Origin of the sequence: Kitasatospora hibisci (genome assembly GCF_043950205.1) — a bacterium.
GTDB classification, from domain to species: Bacteria; Actinomycetota; Actinomycetes; order Streptomycetales; family Streptomycetaceae; genus Kitasatospora; species Kitasatospora hibisci.
Genome location: NZ_CP171642.1, coordinates 7,681,137 through 7,697,880, shown reverse-complemented (window position 1 = coordinate 7,697,880; position 16,744 = coordinate 7,681,137). Strand labels below are relative to the sequence as shown.

19 protein-coding genes are annotated in these 16,744 nt (G+C 74.8%); 8 read left to right on the top strand and 11 right to left on the bottom strand.

The window, feature by feature from the left end; genetic code table 11:
* Window positions 1-57: 57 nt before the first annotated feature.
* The gene (locus ACF9IK_RS33490) at window positions 58-1,155 is read right to left on the bottom strand and encodes a hypothetical protein (protein ID WP_395297823.1); all 1,098 of its coding nucleotides are present in this window, start codon (window positions 1,153-1,155) and stop codon (window positions 58-60) included.
* A 153-nt stretch (window positions 1,156-1,308) separates the two neighbouring features.
* Between ACF9IK_RS33490 and ACF9IK_RS33485 the strand changes: the two genes are divergently transcribed.
* From ACF9IK_RS33485 to ACF9IK_RS33475, 3 genes are all read left to right on the top strand, one after another.
* Window positions 1,309-2,313 (top strand): SPFH domain-containing protein, encoded by a 1,005-nt coding sequence (locus tag ACF9IK_RS33485; RefSeq protein ID WP_395297822.1) that lies wholly within the window; start codon window positions 1,309-1,311, stop codon window positions 2,311-2,313.
* A complete protein-coding gene (locus ACF9IK_RS33480) occupies window positions 2,310-3,260 on the top strand; it encodes a hypothetical protein (protein WP_395297821.1) in 951 nt (316 codons plus the stop codon). Before ACF9IK_RS33485 ends, ACF9IK_RS33480 begins: the two co-directional genes overlap by 4 nt.
* 207 nt (window positions 3,261-3,467) lie before the next feature.
* Window positions 3,468-4,097 (top strand): HAD family acid phosphatase, encoded by a 630-nt coding sequence (locus ACF9IK_RS33475; RefSeq protein WP_395297820.1) that lies wholly within the window; start codon window positions 3,468-3,470, stop codon window positions 4,095-4,097.
* Between the two features lie 259 nt (window positions 4,098-4,356).
* Here the strand turns inward: ACF9IK_RS33475 and ACF9IK_RS33470 are convergent, their stop codons facing one another.
* Both ACF9IK_RS33470 and ACF9IK_RS33465 read right to left on the bottom strand, forming a co-directional pair.
* Window positions 4,357-4,779: an acyl-CoA thioesterase gene (locus tag ACF9IK_RS33470; protein ID WP_395297819.1), complete on the bottom strand. Its 423-nt coding sequence runs from the start codon at window positions 4,777-4,779 to the stop codon at window positions 4,357-4,359.
* Window positions 4,780-5,022: 243 nt separating this feature from the next.
* A complete protein-coding gene (locus tag ACF9IK_RS33465; protein WP_395297818.1) occupies window positions 5,023-5,952 on the bottom strand; it encodes a helix-turn-helix transcriptional regulator in 930 nt (309 codons plus the stop codon).
* A gap of 169 nt (window positions 5,953-6,121) precedes the next feature.
* On the opposite strand from ACF9IK_RS33465, the gene ACF9IK_RS33460 reads away from it, so the two are divergent.
* Window positions 6,122-6,688: an NIPSNAP family protein gene (locus ACF9IK_RS33460; RefSeq protein WP_395297817.1), complete on the top strand. Its 567-nt coding sequence runs from the start codon at window positions 6,122-6,124 to the stop codon at window positions 6,686-6,688.
* 29 nt (window positions 6,689-6,717) lie between these two features.
* Here ACF9IK_RS33460 and ACF9IK_RS33455 read toward each other — a convergent pair whose 3' ends face one another.
* The 3 genes from ACF9IK_RS33455 to ACF9IK_RS33445 all read right to left on the bottom strand — a co-directional run bounded on the left by ACF9IK_RS33455 (window position 6,718) and on the right by ACF9IK_RS33445 (window position 8,871).
* Window positions 6,718-7,185 (bottom strand): ATP-binding protein, encoded by a 468-nt coding sequence (locus tag ACF9IK_RS33455; RefSeq protein ID WP_395297816.1) that lies wholly within the window; start codon window positions 7,183-7,185, stop codon window positions 6,718-6,720.
* 111 nt (window positions 7,186-7,296) lie between these two features.
* Window positions 7,297-7,743: an STAS domain-containing protein gene (locus tag ACF9IK_RS33450; RefSeq protein ID WP_395297815.1), complete on the bottom strand. Its 447-nt coding sequence runs from the start codon at window positions 7,741-7,743 to the stop codon at window positions 7,297-7,299.
* Between the two features lie 225 nt (window positions 7,744-7,968).
* On the bottom strand, window positions 7,969-8,871 hold the full coding sequence (locus ACF9IK_RS33445) for an RNA polymerase sigma factor SigF (RefSeq protein WP_395297814.1): 903 nt from the start codon (window positions 8,869-8,871) through the stop codon (window positions 7,969-7,971).
* 277 nt (window positions 8,872-9,148) lie between these two features.
* On the opposite strand from ACF9IK_RS33445, the gene ACF9IK_RS33440 reads away from it, so the two are divergent.
* From ACF9IK_RS33440 to ACF9IK_RS33430, 3 genes are all read left to right on the top strand, one after another.
* Complete coding sequence (locus ACF9IK_RS33440; protein ID WP_395297813.1) at window positions 9,149-9,583, top strand: SRPBCC family protein; 435 nt, start codon at window positions 9,149-9,151, stop codon at window positions 9,581-9,583.
* A gap of 69 nt (window positions 9,584-9,652) precedes the next feature.
* Complete coding sequence (locus ACF9IK_RS33435; RefSeq protein WP_395297812.1) at window positions 9,653-10,048, top strand: SsgA family sporulation/cell division regulator; 396 nt, start codon at window positions 9,653-9,655, stop codon at window positions 10,046-10,048.
* A gap of 137 nt (window positions 10,049-10,185) precedes the next feature.
* Window positions 10,186-11,262: a mechanosensitive ion channel family protein gene (locus ACF9IK_RS33430; protein ID WP_395297811.1), complete on the top strand. Its 1,077-nt coding sequence runs from the start codon at window positions 10,186-10,188 to the stop codon at window positions 11,260-11,262.
* A 127-nt stretch (window positions 11,263-11,389) separates the two neighbouring features.
* Here the strand turns inward: ACF9IK_RS33430 and ACF9IK_RS33425 are convergent, their stop codons facing one another.
* Both ACF9IK_RS33425 and ACF9IK_RS33420 read right to left on the bottom strand, forming a co-directional pair.
* On the bottom strand, window positions 11,390-12,151 hold the full coding sequence (locus ACF9IK_RS33425) for an SDR family NAD(P)-dependent oxidoreductase (RefSeq protein WP_395297810.1): 762 nt from the start codon (window positions 12,149-12,151) through the stop codon (window positions 11,390-11,392).
* A 234-nt stretch (window positions 12,152-12,385) separates the two neighbouring features.
* The gene (locus ACF9IK_RS33420; protein ID WP_395297809.1) at window positions 12,386-12,976 is read right to left on the bottom strand and encodes a TetR/AcrR family transcriptional regulator; all 591 of its coding nucleotides are present in this window, start codon (window positions 12,974-12,976) and stop codon (window positions 12,386-12,388) included.
* Window positions 12,977-13,156: 180 nt separating this feature from the next.
* Here ACF9IK_RS33420 and ACF9IK_RS33415 point away from each other — a divergent pair, with 180 nt between their 5' ends.
* Window positions 13,157-13,633 carry a DoxX family protein gene (locus ACF9IK_RS33415; RefSeq protein ID WP_395297808.1) on the top strand — a complete coding sequence of 159 codons (477 nt, stop codon included), beginning with the start codon at window positions 13,157-13,159 and terminating at the stop codon, window positions 13,631-13,633.
* Window positions 13,634-13,763: 130 nt separating this feature from the next.
* Here the strand turns inward: ACF9IK_RS33415 and ACF9IK_RS33410 are convergent, their stop codons facing one another.
* The 3 genes from ACF9IK_RS33410 to ACF9IK_RS33400 form a co-directional block, all read right to left on the bottom strand.
* Window positions 13,764-14,390, bottom strand: coding sequence for a class I SAM-dependent methyltransferase (locus ACF9IK_RS33410; RefSeq protein ID WP_395297807.1), 627 nt, complete (start codon window positions 14,388-14,390; stop codon window positions 13,764-13,766).
* Window positions 14,391-14,509: 119 nt separating this feature from the next.
* Window positions 14,510-15,481: a TolB family protein gene (locus ACF9IK_RS33405; RefSeq protein ID WP_395297806.1), complete on the bottom strand. Its 972-nt coding sequence runs from the start codon at window positions 15,479-15,481 to the stop codon at window positions 14,510-14,512.
* Window positions 15,478-16,743, bottom strand: a complete 1,266-nt coding sequence (locus ACF9IK_RS33400) for an MFS transporter (protein WP_395297805.1) — start codon at window positions 16,741-16,743, stop codon at window positions 15,478-15,480. Before ACF9IK_RS33400 ends, ACF9IK_RS33405 begins: the two co-directional genes overlap by 4 nt.
* Window position 16,744 lies beyond the last annotated feature (1 nt).

Below are 16,744 nucleotides of genomic sequence, written 5' to 3'. Positions count from 1 at the left end.
CCGCGACCGCTTGACAGGGCCGCGCCGGAACGGGTTCCGGCCTCACGCCGGCGCCGGTCAGGACCCCTTCCGCCGCTTGCGCAGGCCCAGGACGGCGGCGACGGCGGCGAGGACGAACACCACGCCGAGCGCCCGGTCCGACGGCCCGTCCGAGGAGGCGGCTGCGGCCGCCCCGGCGGAGGCGCCGGAGGTCGGGTCGGCCGACGAGCCGACCGGTGGCGCACCCGCGCCGGCCGCGGCCGACGGCGAGGACCCGGGCAACGGCTTCACGGTGTCGGGGAGTTCGTCGTCGTCCAGCGGCGCCCGCCAGACCGGACTGTCCTTGCCCTCGCTCCCGTAGAGCACCGCCCGGCCGTCGGCCGTGAAGGTGACCGACTCCCCCTGCCTCTGCCAGGGCGCGGAGAGCGCACCGAGCTCGGCCGGCGCGCCGTCCTTCCAGCGGTAGAGGGTGGCGAAGAAGTAGCCGCGCAGCACGAGCCGGGTGCCGTCCGGCGAGAACGCGCCGTCGGTGACCCAGGGCGCGTCGGCGATCCGGCGGAAGGTGTTGATGCCGGTCGGCGCGAGCTTCTCCGGGCCCTGGTAGAGGGCACCCCCGCCCTGCTTCTTGCTGGCGATGTAGGCCCGGCCGGTGACCGGGTGGACCATCAGCGCCTCGGCGTCGCGCGGCCCGTCCTCGTAGCGCACCCGGTAGCGGATCACGTCCACCGACTGGTCGCGCAGCTCGGTCGGCTCGGCGAAGGAGTAGATCCAGACCTCGGACCACTTGCCGCCGAGGTTGTCGCCGATGTCCCCGACGTAGATGCGCCCGCCGGGCCCGACCGAGATCGCCTCGACGTCCCGCGGCTCGATGCCGCGCAGGGTGACGGTGGCGACGGTCCGCCCCCGGGAGTCGACGGCGTACACGTACGGGCCGTCGTCGCTGTCGTTGTGCGTCCAGTACACGCCGGGGTGGGCGAGGCTGGCCGCGAGCCCGCTGGACTCGGTGATCCGTGGGTCGGTGATGGTGAACGCCTGGCCGGCACCGTCGGCCGCAAGGGCGGGCGGGGCGACGGCGAGGGTTCCGAGGGCGGCGGCTGCGGCCAGGGCGGCCGCGACCCGGGCCACCGAAGGGCGCGCCGGCCCGGGGCTCCGCTTCCGCCGCGTGTTCGTTCGCATCCTCAGCACCCGCCGATCCTCCCACGGCGGCGCCCGCCCGCGCGGGTGCACCCGGCCGGGGACCGGGGCGGCTGCTCCGACCAGCGCTTTTCGTCACCTTGACGATAGCGGCGGGCGCCCAATATCGTCTGAGTGACGAAAAGAGGTGCCTCCATGGCCGACATCACCCGCCGCTTCGGACTGCGCCACCTGCGCGCCGCCCCCACCGCCCACATCCGCCACCTGAACCGCGGCAAGGTCGCCCACGACGGCACCGGCCTGGCGTTCTGGTTCCGCCCGCTCAGCGCCGCCCTCTCCGAGGTGCCGGTGGACGACCGCGAACTCGCGATGCTCTTCCACGCCCGGACGTCCGACTTCCAGGACGTCACCGTCCAGGCCACGCTGACCTATCGGATCACCGAGCCCGCGACCGCAGCGGTCCGCGTCGACTTCGGGATCGACCCCGACACCGGCGCCTGGCGCGCCGCCCCGCTCGACCAGATCGCCACCCTGCTCACCGAGACCGCCCAGCAGCACGCACTGGGCCTGCTCGCCCGCACCCCGCTCGCCGCCGCCCTGGCCGACGGCGTCAGCACCGTCCGCGACCGGATGGCCGCCGGGCTGGCCGCCGAACCGCGGATCACCGAGACCGGGCTCGCCGTGATCGCCGTCCGGGTGGTAGCGCTGCGCCCCGAACCCGAGGTGGAGCGGGCGCTGCGCACCCCCGCCCGCGAGCTGGTCCAGCAGGAGGCCGACCGGGCCACCTTCGAGCGGCGGGCGGTGGCCGTCGAGCACGAGCGCGGAATCGCCGAGAACGAGCTCGCCAACCAGATCGAACTGGCCCGCCGGGAGAAGCAGTTGATCACCCAGCGGGGTGCCAACGCCCGGCTCCAGGCCGAGGACGAGGCGGTCGCCGACCGGGTCCGCACCGAGGCCGAGGCGGAGCGCCGTACCCGGCTCGCCGCCGCCGAGGCCGACGCCGCACGCGCCCTCGGCGACGCCAGGGCCGCCGCCGAGGGCGCCTGGCTGACCGCCCACCAGCAGGCCGATCCGGCCGTGCTGCGGGCGCTCGCGCTGATGCGGCTGGCCGAGCACCTCCCCCGGATCGACAGCGTCACCCTCTCCCCCGACGTCGTCACCGGCCTGCTCGCCAAGCTCGCCGGCGGGGGCGAGCGGTGAGCCTCGCACCGCGCGCGGTCCTCGTCCACCGCCGCACCGAGTACGAGGAGCTGATCGCCCACCACGGAACCCCGGGGCAGGCCGCCTTCTTCCTCTCCTCGCGCGGGCGCTCCCTCGCGGAGGTCGAGCAGCGCCACCGGCACCGGGCCGAGGCGCTGGCCCGGGCCGCGGCCGCCGTCCCGCTGGACTGGCGGCGCACCAGGGTCGAGCGCGCGGACCTGCCGCGGTTCCTCTTCGAGCCGGGCGACGTGGTGGTCGTGGTCGGCCAGGACGGCCTGGTCGCGAACGTCGCCAAGTACCTCGACGGCCAGCCGGTGATCGGCGTGGACGCCGACCCGGGCCGCAACCCCGGCGTGCTGGTCCGCCACCGGGCCGACGCGCTGCCCCTCCTGCTGCCGGCCGCCGCGCACCACGGCGCCGACCGGCACCTGGAGGAGCGGACCATGGTCGAGGCGGTGGCGGACGACACCCAACGGCTGCTGGCGCTCAACGAGGTGTACGTCGGCCAGCCCGGGCACCAGACGGCGCGGTACCGGCTCTCGGTGGCGGGCGGCGCGGTCGAAGGGCCGGGCGGCGGGCCCGACGGGACGGACACCGGCGGCGGGGCGGGCGAGGCGCAGGCCTCCTCCGGCGTGCTGGTCGGCACCGGGACCGGGGCCACCGGCTGGTGCCGCTCCGCCTGGCTGGAGCGCGGCAGCCCGCTCCCCCTGCCGGGTTCGACCGCGCCCGCGCTCGCCTGGTTCGTCCGGGAGGCCTGGCCCTCGCCCGCCACCGGCACCAGCCGGGTCCACGGACTGCTCGACGCCGAGCAGCAGTTGGTCCTCACCGTCGAATCCGACCACCTGGTCGCCTTCGGCGACGGCATCGAGAGCGACGCGCTGGAGCTCAGTTGGGGTCAGACCGTCCGCGTGGGCGTGGCGGCCACCCGGCTAAGGCTGGTGGGCTGACCACCGCACGCGTCCGGGCGCCGCGCCGCCCGGACCCGGACCCGTGCGGAGCCTCGCCCGGTGTTCACACGCCGGCTGCACAGAAGATTGTTACCTGCTGGTAAGCAACACGGTCCTGTTGTCCTCCCCCACGGTGTGTCACATTCGCCATGTCCGCGTCGTCGAACATGCGCGCGGGCTCCCGACACCACGACAGAAGGGCTCCCGATGACAGGAATCAGCAAGGCCGGCAGAGCAGTGCTCCCCGTGGCCCTGGCCGGCGTGTTCGTCGCGGGCCTGGCCTCCCCCGCGACCGCCGCCCCCGTCCAGTCGGCCCCGGCCGTCGCGCAGGCCGCCGCCCGCGCCACCGTGACGGAGAGCCAGTGGCTGGCCGACGTCCGGACGTCCCTCACCGGGGCCCGCGGCTACGTCGAGCAGCGCACCTCCGGTGCCGACGCCGCCGTCCGCCCGGCCATCGTGTTCGACATCGACAACACGACGCTCCAGACGCACTTCCACCCCTTCAGCCAGCCCGCGGTCGGCCCCTCCCTCGACCTGGCCACCTACGCGCACTCGCGCGGCGTCGCGGTCATCTTCATCACCGCCCGCCCGGACTTCATCGACTCGCTGACCCGCTGCTCGCTCCGGCGCGCCGGCTACCCGGTCGACGGCCTGCACGGCCGCGACTTCGGCGACCTCTTCCAGCCGGTGCAGGAGTTCAAGACCGCCCAACGCGCCGAGGTCGAGCTGGAGGGCTACACGGTCATCGCCAACGTGGGCAACAACACCACCGACCTGACGGGCGGCCACGCCGAGCGGGCCTTCAAGCTCCCCGACTACGACGGCCTGCTCTCCTAGGCCGCCGGCATCGGGCCCAGGCCTGGCAGGACCCTGACGTCGCATCCGCGCCGCCACGCCGGACGCGGCGTCAGGGACGCCAAGCGGCCGCGGCCCGTCCGCCTCCCGTCGGCGTGCACCGGCCCGCCGGGACGCTTGCTCCCGCACGCGGCGGCGTCCGGGCGGTACCCATCCGCCGGGTCATCCGCCCGGACGGCACCGTTCCCCGGCCGGCAGGGGCGGCGTCCGGGCGGGGCCGTCGGCGAGGGCGGCCGGAGGTTCAGAGACCGAGCAGCCCCGGGTCCGACGCCAGCGCGGTCATCGGCTCCCGTGAGTCCGCGACCAGCCGCCGCTGCGCCAGGTCCAGGAACCCGCCCACGCAGGTCACCTCGGCGGCGACGACGCCGTCGGCCCGGGTGACGGTCTGCGCGACCCGGAAGGTCTTGCCGCCGGCCCAGATGAACCGGCAGCTCACGTCCACCTCGTCACCCGCGCGCAGCTCCCGCAGGTACCTGACGGTGGTCTCCAGCACCACCGGTCCGACCCCCCTGGCCAGCAGGTCCGCCTGGCGCACGCCGGCCGCCTGGAGCAGCTCCCACCGGGCGTGCTCGGCGTACTGGAGGTACACCGCCTGGTTGAGGTGGCCCTGCGCGTCGGTCTCGTAACCGCGGACGGTGACACGCACCGCGAAGTCCTTGTCCATGGCTCGCACGCTACTCCGGGCCGCCGACCGGCGGCGCGTGGCGTCGATCACGGTCTCGCCCGGGAGACCCGGGCTCGGAGCGGCGGACTCCGCCGCCGGGGCAGGGCGAGGATGCGCGGGCCGTCCTCGGTGATCGCCACCGTGGGCGCCACCTGCACGGCCCGGCTTCCGTCGGCGGTGCACAGGGTCCAGCCGTCCGGGCCGGTGCGGTGCGGGTGGCGGGCACCGCTGGGCCGGCGGGCGTCACCCTTCGTAGCGCGCGGCCAGGGTCCGTACCGTCCCGGCGATGCGGGCGCGGAGTTCGGCCGGTGCCACGACCTCGATGTCGGTGCCGAGCCGCAGGAACTCGCCGTGGGCGTGGTCGATGGATTCTATGGGCACCCGGACCTCCGTCCAGCCGTCGCCCCCGGGTGTGACGCCGAGGCGGCGGGCGCCCTCCGGGGTGAGCCTGACCAGGGCCTCCCCGGTGTGCAGCCGGGCCCGGAAGTCGGACAGGTGGCGGCGCCAGTGCGCGGCCAGCCCGAAGCCGTCCGGGACGACGAACTCCTCCTCCAGGGAGCGGAGTCCGATGATCTGGTCGACCCGGTAGGTGCGGATTCCGGACGGCCCGCCGGCGACCAGGTACCAGCGGCCGGCCTTGAGCACGATCCCGTACGGCTCGACCCGCCGCTCGATCTCCTCCGGCGCGCGCCAGCGCCGGTACTGCAGTACCAGCGCCCGGCGCGACCACACCGCGGCGGCGACGGCGGCGAGGTGCGGCGGCCGGGCCGCATCGCCGTACCAGCCGGGGGCGTCGAGCAGGAAGCGCTCCTGGATCCGGCCCGCGTGCTCGCGCAGCTCCGCCGGGAGGGCCGCCCGGAGTTTGAGCTGGGCGGTGGCGAGCGCCTCGCCGAGGCCGAGCTCGGCGGCGGTGCCGGGGAGGGCGGCGAGGAACGCGGCCTGCGCCTCGTCCGCGGTCAGCCCGGTGAGGCGGGTCCGGTAGCCGGCGACCAGCCGGTAGCCGCCCGCGTGGCCGGCGGCGCCGTAGAGCGGGATCCCGGCCGCCGCGAGCGCGTCGACGTCCCGGTAGACCGTCCGGACCGAGACCTCAAGCTCCCCGGCCAGCTCCCGGGCCGTCATCCGGCCCCGGTTCTGGAGCAGCAGAAGCAGGGTGACCAGCCGGCTCGCGCGCATGCCGCCCAGTATCCACTGACGGGGGATGTCAGTGGAGCGCCCCTAACCTGTGGCCCATGGACGACTTCGACTTCCTGCCCGGCCCCTGCGACGTGGCCGACCGTGCTCCCGCCGCACCACCGGTCCCCCACCGGGCCACGGACCCGACCCACGCCGGGGAGGCCGGCGCATGACCATCGTCGAACTGCGGCAGTACACCCTGCACCCCGGCGCCCGGGAGACGCTGATCGAGCTGTTCGAGCGCGAGTTCGTCGCCGGCCAGCGCGCGGTCGGCATCACCGTCGGTGGCCGGTTCCGCGACCTCGACGACCCCGACCGCTTCGTCTGGCTGCGCGCGTTCCCCGACATGGTGCACCGCCGGCGTGCGCTGGAGACGTTCTACACCGGCCCGCTCTGGCGGCGGCACCGCGACGCGGCCAACGCGACCATGGTCGACAGCGACGACGTCCTGCTGCTGCGCGGCCCGGGCTTCGCACCGGAGGCGGGCGCCCGCGAGGTGGTCGCGACGATCTGCCGGCCGTCCGGCGCGGCCGCCTTCGACGCGTACGCCGCCCGCCATCTCGGTCCGGAGCATGCGCTGCACAGGACCGAGCACGCGGAGAACGACTATCCGCAGCTGCCCGTCCGCACGGGCGAGGACCTCCGGGTCTGGTTCGGCCCGGCCACGCCGCCGCCGTGGCCCAGCCAGCGCCTGCGGCTGGAGCCCGTGACGGTTTCGGGAGACCCGGCCCCGTAGCGGCGGTCGGGCGCAGCCGGGGTCTCGCGTCAGCCACCGGGGTGCGGGGGCAGCGCGTCGATCTCGGCCCAGACCGTCTTGCCGTCGCCCTCGGGCACCGCGCCCCAGCGGTTCGCCGCCCGCTGGACGATGAAGAGCCCGTGCCCGCCGGGCAGACCCGGGCGGTGCGGCCGGCGCGGCTCGGGCAGGGCGGTCGACCGGTCACTGACCTCGATCCGCAGGCGCGCCTGCGAGGCGTCGAGGACCAGGTCCACCGGGCCGCCGGCATGCAGCATGGCGTTGGCGACCAGTTCGGCGACGAGGAGCACGATGTCGTCGGCGCCGGCGGCGCTCACCGGCCACGACCAGTCGGCGACGGCCTGCACGGTGTACGCCCGGGCGCGGGCGACGGGCTTCGGCAGCCCGGCCAGGTGCAGGCGCCGGCGCTGTCCGCCGGGTGGCAGTGTGGGACCGGTGCCCGGCCGGTCGTCGTCCAGGGTTGCCCGGCTGGTCGTCATGTGCGGGGTCCCCTTCGGTGTCGGCAGCTCTGGTTCCGCTTCGCCTGCTCGGTTTCCCGGCCGTCGCCGGAGTATGCGTACCCGCTTCTGCCCGCCGCCCGGCGGCGGTGGTCAGAGCGGTGCGGCGAGCGCGGCGTCCACGGACGGGTGGATCGAGAACACGGTGTCGGCGCAGGTCAGTTCCAGCAGGCGCTGCACCATGGCGGAGGGCGCCGCGAGGCGGAACTCCACGTCCGCCGCCGCGGCCGCCATCCGGGTCCGCAACAGCAGGTTCAGGCCTGAGGAATCGCAGAAGGCGATGCGGCCGAGGTCGACGACGAGCAGCGACGGATGCTGCTCCACCAGGTCGTCCAGCGTGCTCCTGGCGGGTTCGAGGGTCTCGATGTCGAGGTCGCCGGCCAGCGTGCAGACGGCCGCCCGGGTGTCGGTGTGCCGGGTGCGGACGACCAGGTCGGGCACGGGCCGGGCGCTCGGCAGCCAGGCGGGCTCGACGGGGCCGGTGGTCGGTGGCACGGTGGCGGGCTCGTTCTCTGCGGGCATCGTCTTCTCGGCTGGCATCGTCGTCGTGTTCCCCTCCACGGGTCTGCGCCACGAGCCTACGCACGCCGCCCGGGGTGCGGCCAGCCCCCGGGCGGCGTGCGTGGCGTGGCATGTGGTCCCGGCCCGGCGCCGAGCCGCGCCGTTCCCGTCGACGCGCCACGGCGCCGGGGCGCCGGGCGCCGCGTCGGTGCCGGGCTGCCGCGTCGCGTCGCGTCGCGTGAAATCCTCTGCCCCGGTACCGGTTCAGGTGGCGCTGAGCCCTTCGCGCAGCGTCGTCAGCATGCGGCCGAGCAGACGGGAGACGTGCATCTGGGACAGCCCGAGGCGGTCGCCGATCTGGGACTGGGTCAGGTCCTCGCCGAAGCGCATGGACAGGATGAGCCGGTCGCGTTCGGGCAGCTCGGCGATGAGCGGCTTGAGGGCGATCAGGTTCTCGATCGCGGCGAACCTCGGGTCCTCCCGGCCGAGGCGCTGGGCGAGCGGGCTCGGGCCGTCGTCCTGGCCGTCGGCGGACGGGGCGTCCAGGGAACCGGCGGTGTGGCCGTTGGCGGCCGCCAGCCCTTCGATCACCTCCTCCTGCGACAACGCGAGGTGCTCGGCGAGCTCGCCGACGGTCGGCGCACGGCCCAGGTGCTGGAACAGCACGTCACGGGCCTTGGCGAGGGTGATGCGCAGCTCCTGGAGGCGCCGCGGGACGTGGACGGCCCACGTGGTGTCGCGGAAGTGGCGGCGGACCTCGCCCAGGATGGTCGGCACGGCGAAGGTGGTGAACTCCACCCCGCGGTCGGGGTCGAAGCGGTCGATCGCCTTGATCAGGCCCAGCGAGCCGACCTGTATCAGGTCCTCCTCGGGCTCCTGACGGTTGCCCACCCGGCGGATCACGAACCGCACCAGGGACAGGTTGAGCTCGATGAGCGTGGCCCGCACGTAGGAGTACTCGCGGGTGCCCTCCTCCAGCGTCGCGAGCCGGGCCAGCAGGACACGGGTCAGCTCGCGCGCGTCGCCGGGGGCGACACTCCGGGCATCCTCCATGCCGTCGAGCTCCGGGGCGACGGCATGGAGGATGCCCGGAGTGTCGGCCGCCATGGCCTCGTCCGGGGCCTGGGCTGTCGCGCGGTGGAGGAGTTCGTCACTGGTCGTGGCCATGTCGGTCCTTTCCCCTCGGCGTACGGTCCGTCCCCGGTTACCCGCCGGGGCCGGCTCCATGTCCACTCCCACTGTGAGGGTTGTGTGAACGGCCGCGCCGACGGGCGGTCGGGCGTGCGCCGCGGAGGTGCGGGGTGGGTGTCGGCGATCCCCTCCGTGCATGCCCGGCGGGGATCGGGGCACGCGGACAGCCAGACCGCCGCGCGGGCGGCGGCATCGGGGACGTCGGGGGACATCGGGGCATCGGAAGCAGCTACCGGACGTCGAGGAGGAGACGATGGGACGGATCGAGGAGTCGGTCGAGGTGGCGGCGCCGCTCGGCGAGGTCTACCAGCAGTGGGTCCGGTGCGAGGACTTCCCGCGCTTCATGCGCGGCGTGGTGAGCGTCGACGTGTCCGGACCCGAGGGCAGCAGCTGGGTGATCGAAACCGCGGGCGGGCGGCGCCGCTTCGAGGCCGTGACGACGGAGGTCGTGGAGGGCGAACGGGTGGCCTGGGACGGCGGAGGCGGCCCGGTGCGGCACAGCGGCGTGGTCACCTTCCACTCCGTGGACGACCGGACGACCCGGGTGATGCTCCAGCTGGAGACCGAGCCGCAGGGGTTCTGGGAACACCTCGCCGAGGCGCTCGGCTTCGTGGACCGCCGCGTCATCGACGACCTGAACGACTTCAAGCGCCACGTCGAGCAGGACGACGGACCGGCCGCCGCCTGAACGGGCTTCTGCCCAACCGAAGAACCCGACCGGCCCGACCGACAACCCCGGGAAAGGGGAACCCACACCATGGAACATCTCACCACCCGGATCGCCATGCGCCTGGTGACCGGCGACGAGCACAGCCAGGTCCTGCACGTCGACTGGTCCTACCGGACCGACGATCCCCACGCGATCACACTGGACTTCGACTCCTACCAGGCGGACGCGGTCTGGACGCTCTCGCGCGACCTGCTCATCGCCGGACTGCACGCGCCCGCGGGCGAAGGAGACGTCCACATCACGCTGTTCGAGGACACGCACGTGCTGATCGCCCTCGGCGGCAGCGACGGCATCGCACTGCTCGCCGCCCCCGCCGAGGCGGTCACCCGGTTCCTCGCCGGCACCACCCGCCTCGTCCCGCCCGGCCTCGAACACACCCGGATCGACTGGGACCAGGCTCTGAAGGACCTGCTGGCCGCCTGACCGGGCCCGGGCCCGCCGCCCTCGGCGACACGCGCCGACGGCCGGTCACCCGCCGCCCGAGCGGCGGGGCCGAGCCGCTGGACGCCGTCCTGCCCCGCCCCCACACCCCCCACACGAAGCAGAGAGGAGAGCCGGACATGTGGTGGAGTCTGCTCCGCCTCGCCACCGTCGGCGCGGCAGCCGCCCTCTTCACCTACGGCCTCGACCGGACGGCGCAGGTGGTGGCGCGGCGACTGACGGCCCCCGGGAGCGGTACCGGCGTCCCGGACCTCGTGCACAGGTGCCGCCGCCCGGTCCTGGCGCTGACGGCGTGCCTCCTGCTCGCCGCCGCGCAGCCGTGGGTCGACGCGCCGCCCGCCGCCCGCGACGGGCTGCGGCACCTGGCCGTGGTCCTCGCGATCGCCTCCGGCGGCTGGCTGTGCGCCCGCCTGGTGGCGCTGCTCGTGGACGGCGCCGTCCGACTCGCCGTGTACCGCCGTGACCCTGCGTGGGCCGGCCGCGCCCGGACCCAGGCCAGCCTGATCGGCCGGATCGGCCAGGCGTTCATCGCCGTCGCGACCCTGGGTGCCGTCCTGATGACCTTCCCGACGGTCCGCGGCATCGGGACGAGCCTGCTGGCCTCCGCCGGGCTGGTCGGCGTGGCGGCGGGCGTGGCGGCGCAGAGCACGCTCGCCAACGTCTTCGCCGGGGTGCAGATGGCCTTCGGCGATCTGGCCCGGATCGGCGACGTCGTCGTGGTGGCCGGCGAGTGGGGGACGGTGGAGGAGATCACCCTGACGGCCGTGGTGATCGCGACCTGGGACCAGCGGCGGCTGGTGATGCCGATGTCGTACTTCGTGGGCCGCCCGTTCGAGAACTGGTCCCGTCGCTCCAGCCGGATCACCGGCACGGCGCTGCTCCACCTCGACCACCACGCCCCGGTGGGGCTGCTGCGGGAGGAGTTCGAGGACTTCCTGGCCAAGAGCGAGCTGTGGGACGGCGAGGGCAGCGCCCTCCAGGTGGTCGACACCACCCCCACCACCATCGTCGTCCGGGCGCTGGCCACGGCGGCGAACGCCGACGACGCGTTCGAGCTCCGCTGCCGGCTGCGCGAACACCTCGTCGGCCACCTGCGCGACCACCACCCCTACGCCCTGCCCCGCCTCCCGGTGGGCGGGGCACCCGGACGGGACCCGGACGGCCCCGGCGGGCCGCCGGAGCGAGGGCGCCCGTGAACGGGCAGACGCCGCGGCGCGGCCGCGGCGCCGGAGGCCGCGGCCGGGTACCGTGCGGCCGGACCCCCGAACCGGCCGCACGGTACCGCCGGTGCTCCGGCCGTCAGGCCGTCAGGCCGTCAGGCCGTCAGGCCGTGATGCCGCCGTCGAGGACGAGGTCGGCGCCGACGGTGAAGGCCGACTCCGGGGAGGCGAGGTGGAGCACCGCGGCGGCGATCTCCTCGACCGTGCCGGCACGGCCGGCCGGGACCTGAGCCCTCATGCGGTCGGCCTTCTCGGCGGCGTTCTCGCCGGGGCGGCTGGACATCGTGGTGTCGACCGGGCCGGGGCTGACCGAGTTGATCCGGACCCCGTCGGCGATGTGGTCGCGGGCGGCGGCGCGGGTCAGGGTGGCGACCGCCGCCTTGGTGACCGCGTAGACGCCCAGGTCGGCCAGGCGCATGTGGGTGCCGAGGTTGGAGGAGATGTTGACGATGGCGCCGCCGCCGTTCGCCCGCATGTGGGTGATCTGGTGCTTCATGGCGAGCCAGGTACCGGTGAGGTTGGTGTCGATCAGGCGCTGCCAGTCCTGCTCGTCGGTGTCGGCGATCGGGCCGGGCGTGCCGAGGATGCCCGCGTTGTTGACGGCGACGTCGAGACCGCCGAACTGCTCTACGGTCGTGCGGACCAGCCGGGCGGCATCCGTACCGTCGGCGACGTCCCCGACGACGGCCAGGGCCTTGCCGCCCGCCGCCTCGATCAGCCGGACGGTCTCGGCGAGCGAGGACCCGGTGCGGCCGGCCACGGCGACCCGGGCGCCCTCGCGGGCGAAGGCCAGGGCCGTGGCGCGGCCGATGCCGCTGCCGGCGCCGGTGACGAGGACGGAACGGTCGGCGAAACGCGTGGTCATGCGGAGCACTCCTCTGTGCGGTCTGGGTCAGGGGTTGGGGGTCGGATCCGTGTCTCGGGACGGGGCGGGCGACCGCGGCCGCGGTCGGGGCGAACCCCGGTCGTGGACGCATCGAATTGACGCCCTCTCTCAGCGGTCGCCACCTGTATTGACCGTTCGATCCAGAAAGAGGGCAGCCGAGTGCGCAGGCCCGGGCGACCGCCGACGCCCGAACGGGCGGCCGGCCGGACGGGCTCAGTCCAACAGGGCGAGCGCCTGCTCGGCGGCGTCGTTCAGGCGGGCCGACCCGTCGCCGGCCTTGCCGATCACACGCATGCCCTGCAGCAGCACCAGCAGCATCCGCGCCAGCGCGCGCGGGTCACGCCCCTCGGGCAGCTCGTGCTGCGCCTCGGCGCGGACCAGCGCGGCGGTGAGCACCGTCTCCAGGTGGCCGAGGCTGGCCGCGACCCGGCGGGCCGCGTCCGGGTCGTGCGGGGCGAGTTCAACCGCCGCGTTGGTGACGAAGCATCCGCGCCGGAGGCCGCTCTCGCCGTCCTCACAGGACTCCCGGGCATACCGCCGAACCACCGCGCGGACGGCCGGCAGCACCGGACCGGGCTGGGACAGCTCGGCGAGCAGCCCCGGATCGCACTGCTCGCCGTACCGCTCCAGCGCGCGCAGGTAGAGCTCCCGCTTGCTGCCGAAGGTGGCGTAGACACTGGCCCGGGCGATCCCCAGCTCGTCGACCAGGTCGGCCATCGACGTCGCCTCGTAGCCGCGCCGCCAGAACAGCTCCAGCGCCGACTGGAGCGCCGCGTCCGGGTCGAATTCCTTGGTTCGCGCCATATCTGAACCATAGTCATATCGAGATCGATCGGTCAAGAATCAGGGGGCGGGTCCAACCGCCCCCGAACCAAACCCTTCGAGCACGGCCGAATGACTGACGTATTGTCAACTCAAGATCGCTAAGGGTACCCTTACCGCCGCTCGTCCCCTTGTTCCCTCCCCACAGGAGGCAAATTCCCCATGGCAAGAACCCAGACCCAGGCGCTCGACGTCGCACGCCCGATCGTCCTCACCGCGTTCCGGGTCGTGGTCGGGCTGCTCTTCGCCTGCCACGGCGCAGCGTCGATGTTCGGCGTGTTCGGCGGCGCCAAGGGCGGCGGCACCATACCCGTCGGACAGTGGCCCGGCTGGTGGGCGGCACTGATCCAGCTCGTCGGCGGCAGCCTGGTCGTGGTCGGCCTCGGCACCCGCATCGCGGCGCTGATCTGCTCCGGTTCGATGGCCTACGCGTACTTCACGGTCCATCAGGAACACGCCCTGCTGCCGCTGCAGAACAACGGCGAACCGTCGGTGATGTTCTGCTGGGCGTTCCTCGCCATCGCGGCGATCGGCGGCGGCCCGTACGCGTTGGACCGGCTGCTCCCCGGTCGGAGCGCGGCGCGGTCGGCCCACGCCGACCATGCCGGCCAGAGCCCGCGGGCGACCGCGGCGGGCTGAGCCTGCGGCCGCCACGGCGCGGCCGACGGCCCCACCACGGGGCCTGCGGCCGCGCCGCACCTCGGCGCACCGCCGCGTCGGCGCGCCGAGGACCCGCGGAAGGCCGCGGGCGCGCCCGCCGGGTCCCGCTTCAGGCGGGCGAAACGGCCACGCCGAGGGAGTCGGCCCCCAGCGGCTTCGGGGCGCCCTTCTCGTAGAAGACGTCGAGATCGGTGATGACGAAGCCCGCCCCCGTCAGCAACTCGGTGACCGGACGGGTCAGGTGGCACCCGGCGAACAGCCGCTGCTCCAGCGGGTCGAGGCGCCGCTGCCAGCGACGCACGCCCTCGTCGCCCTCCGGCGCCAGGCCGTGCTCGACGAAGTGCAGCGTCCCACCGGGCTTGAGGACTCGCCGCACCTCACGGAGGGCGGCCTCCACGTCCGGGACGGTGCACAGCGTCCAGGTCGACAGCGCCGCGTCGAAGCTGTGGTCCGGGAAGGACAGCACCTGACCGTCCAGGCCCCCGCGCTCCACCCGGACGGATGTCGTCGCCACGCGCTCGGCCGCCAGCTTCCAGCCCACCTCGGAGGGATCAACCGCGGCGACCCGGGTCACGGCCCTCGGGTAGAACGGGACGTTCAGCCCCGAGCCGAACCCGATCTCCAGGACATCGCCCTCCAGGCCCTCACAGACCCGTCGCCGAAGGTGCGCGGCCTCCTTCGTCCCGCAGACGACGTTGAAGATCCGCGGCACGACCTGATCGGCGTAGAACCCCATCACGACCTCCAGCCCTCATGATTAGTCTGGCACCCGGCCGGGCCGCCGGACACCTCGCGAAGTCCGGCAGCCCCCTCAATGACCTCCCGGGCACGCCGGTGGCCGCCCGGCCGGACCGGTCAGTCCGGCGCCGCCGCGACGGCCACCGGCGACGAGGCGCCGGCCACCAGGAGGTGCGGCGTCCCGCCGCCGTCCGCCGGCACGCTCCAGACGTCGGTACCCCTGCCTTCCCGGGCCGGCAGCGCGTAACCGAGCGTCCCGCCGTCGAGCCAGGCCGCCTGGTCGTCCACGCTGCGCGACTCGGCCAGCGGATGCTCGCGCATGCCGTCCAGTTCCAGGACGTGGAGCCGCCAGGGCGCCGCCGGGTCGGCCGAGACCTTCTTCTTGAAGGCGATGCGGGTGCCGTCCGGCGAGAGCGAGGGGCACTCCACGTTCTCCCGCAGCGTGCGGGCCGACCACGCCTTGAGGTCGCCCTCGACCAGGTGGGTCCGACCGCCGGTCGAGACGGTGGCGTAGAAGCGGTTGTCGTCGGCGGCGAAGCCGACGCCCCAGAAGTTGACGTCGGCGGCGTGGTACCGGCTGCCGTCGACGGTCAGCGGGATGGACTCGATCGACTTGACCAGGTAGCCGGTGCGCAGGTCCAGGATCGACGTCCGGGTGGAGAACGTCCCCGCCGCGTAGGAGTCCCCCACCGCGAAGGTGGTCCAGGAGAGCAGGTGCCCGGACGCCGACACCCGGGCCCGGTTCGGGATGCCGGGCACCGTCACCGTCTGGAGCTCGGTGAACCGCCGGTCGTACACCACCGCCTGGGTACGGGCCGGGGTGCCGGACAGCGCCCGCAGGCACAGGGCCCGGTCCCCCGCGGCGTAGAAGCGGACGCAGGACGGCCCGTCCGGCACCCCCGGGCTGCGCGCGACCCGCCCGGTGGCGCCGTCCCGGTAGTAGAGCCCGGCCTCGTCCAGGGTGAACGAGCTCTCCGCGGCGGCGAGCCGAGGCCCGCCGCCGCGCTGCCGGGCGTGCAGCACGTAGCCCAGCGATCCGCCCAGCAGCACCAGGGCGGCGGCGATCAGCACCACCGGACGCGCCTTCACGAGACCTCCCCCTTCGGCAGGATCCGCCAGGCGGCGGCGAGTGCGGCGGCCAGCGCGAGTGCGGCCACCGCCAGGGCGGCGCGCGGCCCCCACCACGTCCAGGCCGCACCGAAGCCGGCCGCACCGGCCAGCCGGGCCAGCGCCTGGCCGGTCTGCAGCACCGCGAGCCCGCTCGCCCGGCCGTCGAGCGGCAGCACCGGGCCGGCGAGGGCCATCAGCACGCCGTCCGTGGCGGCGTAGAAGACACCCAGGAGCAGCAGGACGAGCACGGCGACCGGCCACGCCGGCGGGGCCAGCAGGGTGAGGTAGGCCGCGAGCAGCGCACCGTGCCCGCAGAGGAACGGAACGCGCCTGCCGGAGCGGTCGGCGAGCCGCCCCGCCGGCACGGCCAGCAGCAGGTAGCCGGCCGCGGCGCCGAGCGGCAGCAACGGGAAGAGCAGGGCCGGCAGGTCCAGGCCGCGCTGGAGCAGCAGGTAGAGGAAGGAGTCGCCGATCGTCGCGGCGCCCAGCAGTGCGGCGGCGGTGACGACCCTGCGGAACACCGGGTCGGCGAGTGCCCGGTTCCGCGGCCGCCCGGCCGGTCGGGGCCCGGACACCGGCGCTGTCGTCGGCTCCGCCCGGGCGGGCGGCGCCGGACCGGCCGGGACGTACAGCACCAGCACCAGCACGCCGAGCAGCCCGGTGGCGAAGCTGACCACGAAGACCGCGTCGTACGCGTCCGCCGTCGCCCACAGCACCGCGAACGCGACCAGCGGTCCGAGCAGCGCCCCCGTGGTGTCCATCGCCCGGTGCACGCCGAACGCCCGGCCGAGTGCGTCAGGCGGTGCGCTGAGCGTGATCAGCGCGTCCCGCGGCGCGGTCCGCACGCCCTTGCCGAGCCGGTCGGCGGCCAGCGCGGCGGCGATCCCGCCGGCCGCCCCGCCGGCCAGCAGCAGCCCGAGCCGCGAGAGTGCCGAGAGCAGGTAGCCGGCCCCGGCGACCGTCCGGTGCCGGCCGCCGCCGCGGTCGGCGAGCCTGCCGCCGAGCAGCCGGACCAGCGCGGTGGCGCCGTTGAACAGCCCGTCGAGGAAGCCGAACTGCAGGGGCGAGAGGCCGAGCCCCAGCACCAGGTAGAGCGGCAGCACGGCGGTGACCATCTCCGAGGAGACGTCGGTGACCAGGCTGACCGCGCCGAGCGCGACGACCGTGCCGGGGACGCGCCGCCCCGTCCCGGCGGGGCGGCGCGGCGAGTCCGTACGGCGGCCGGTGGTGGCCAGGTACATA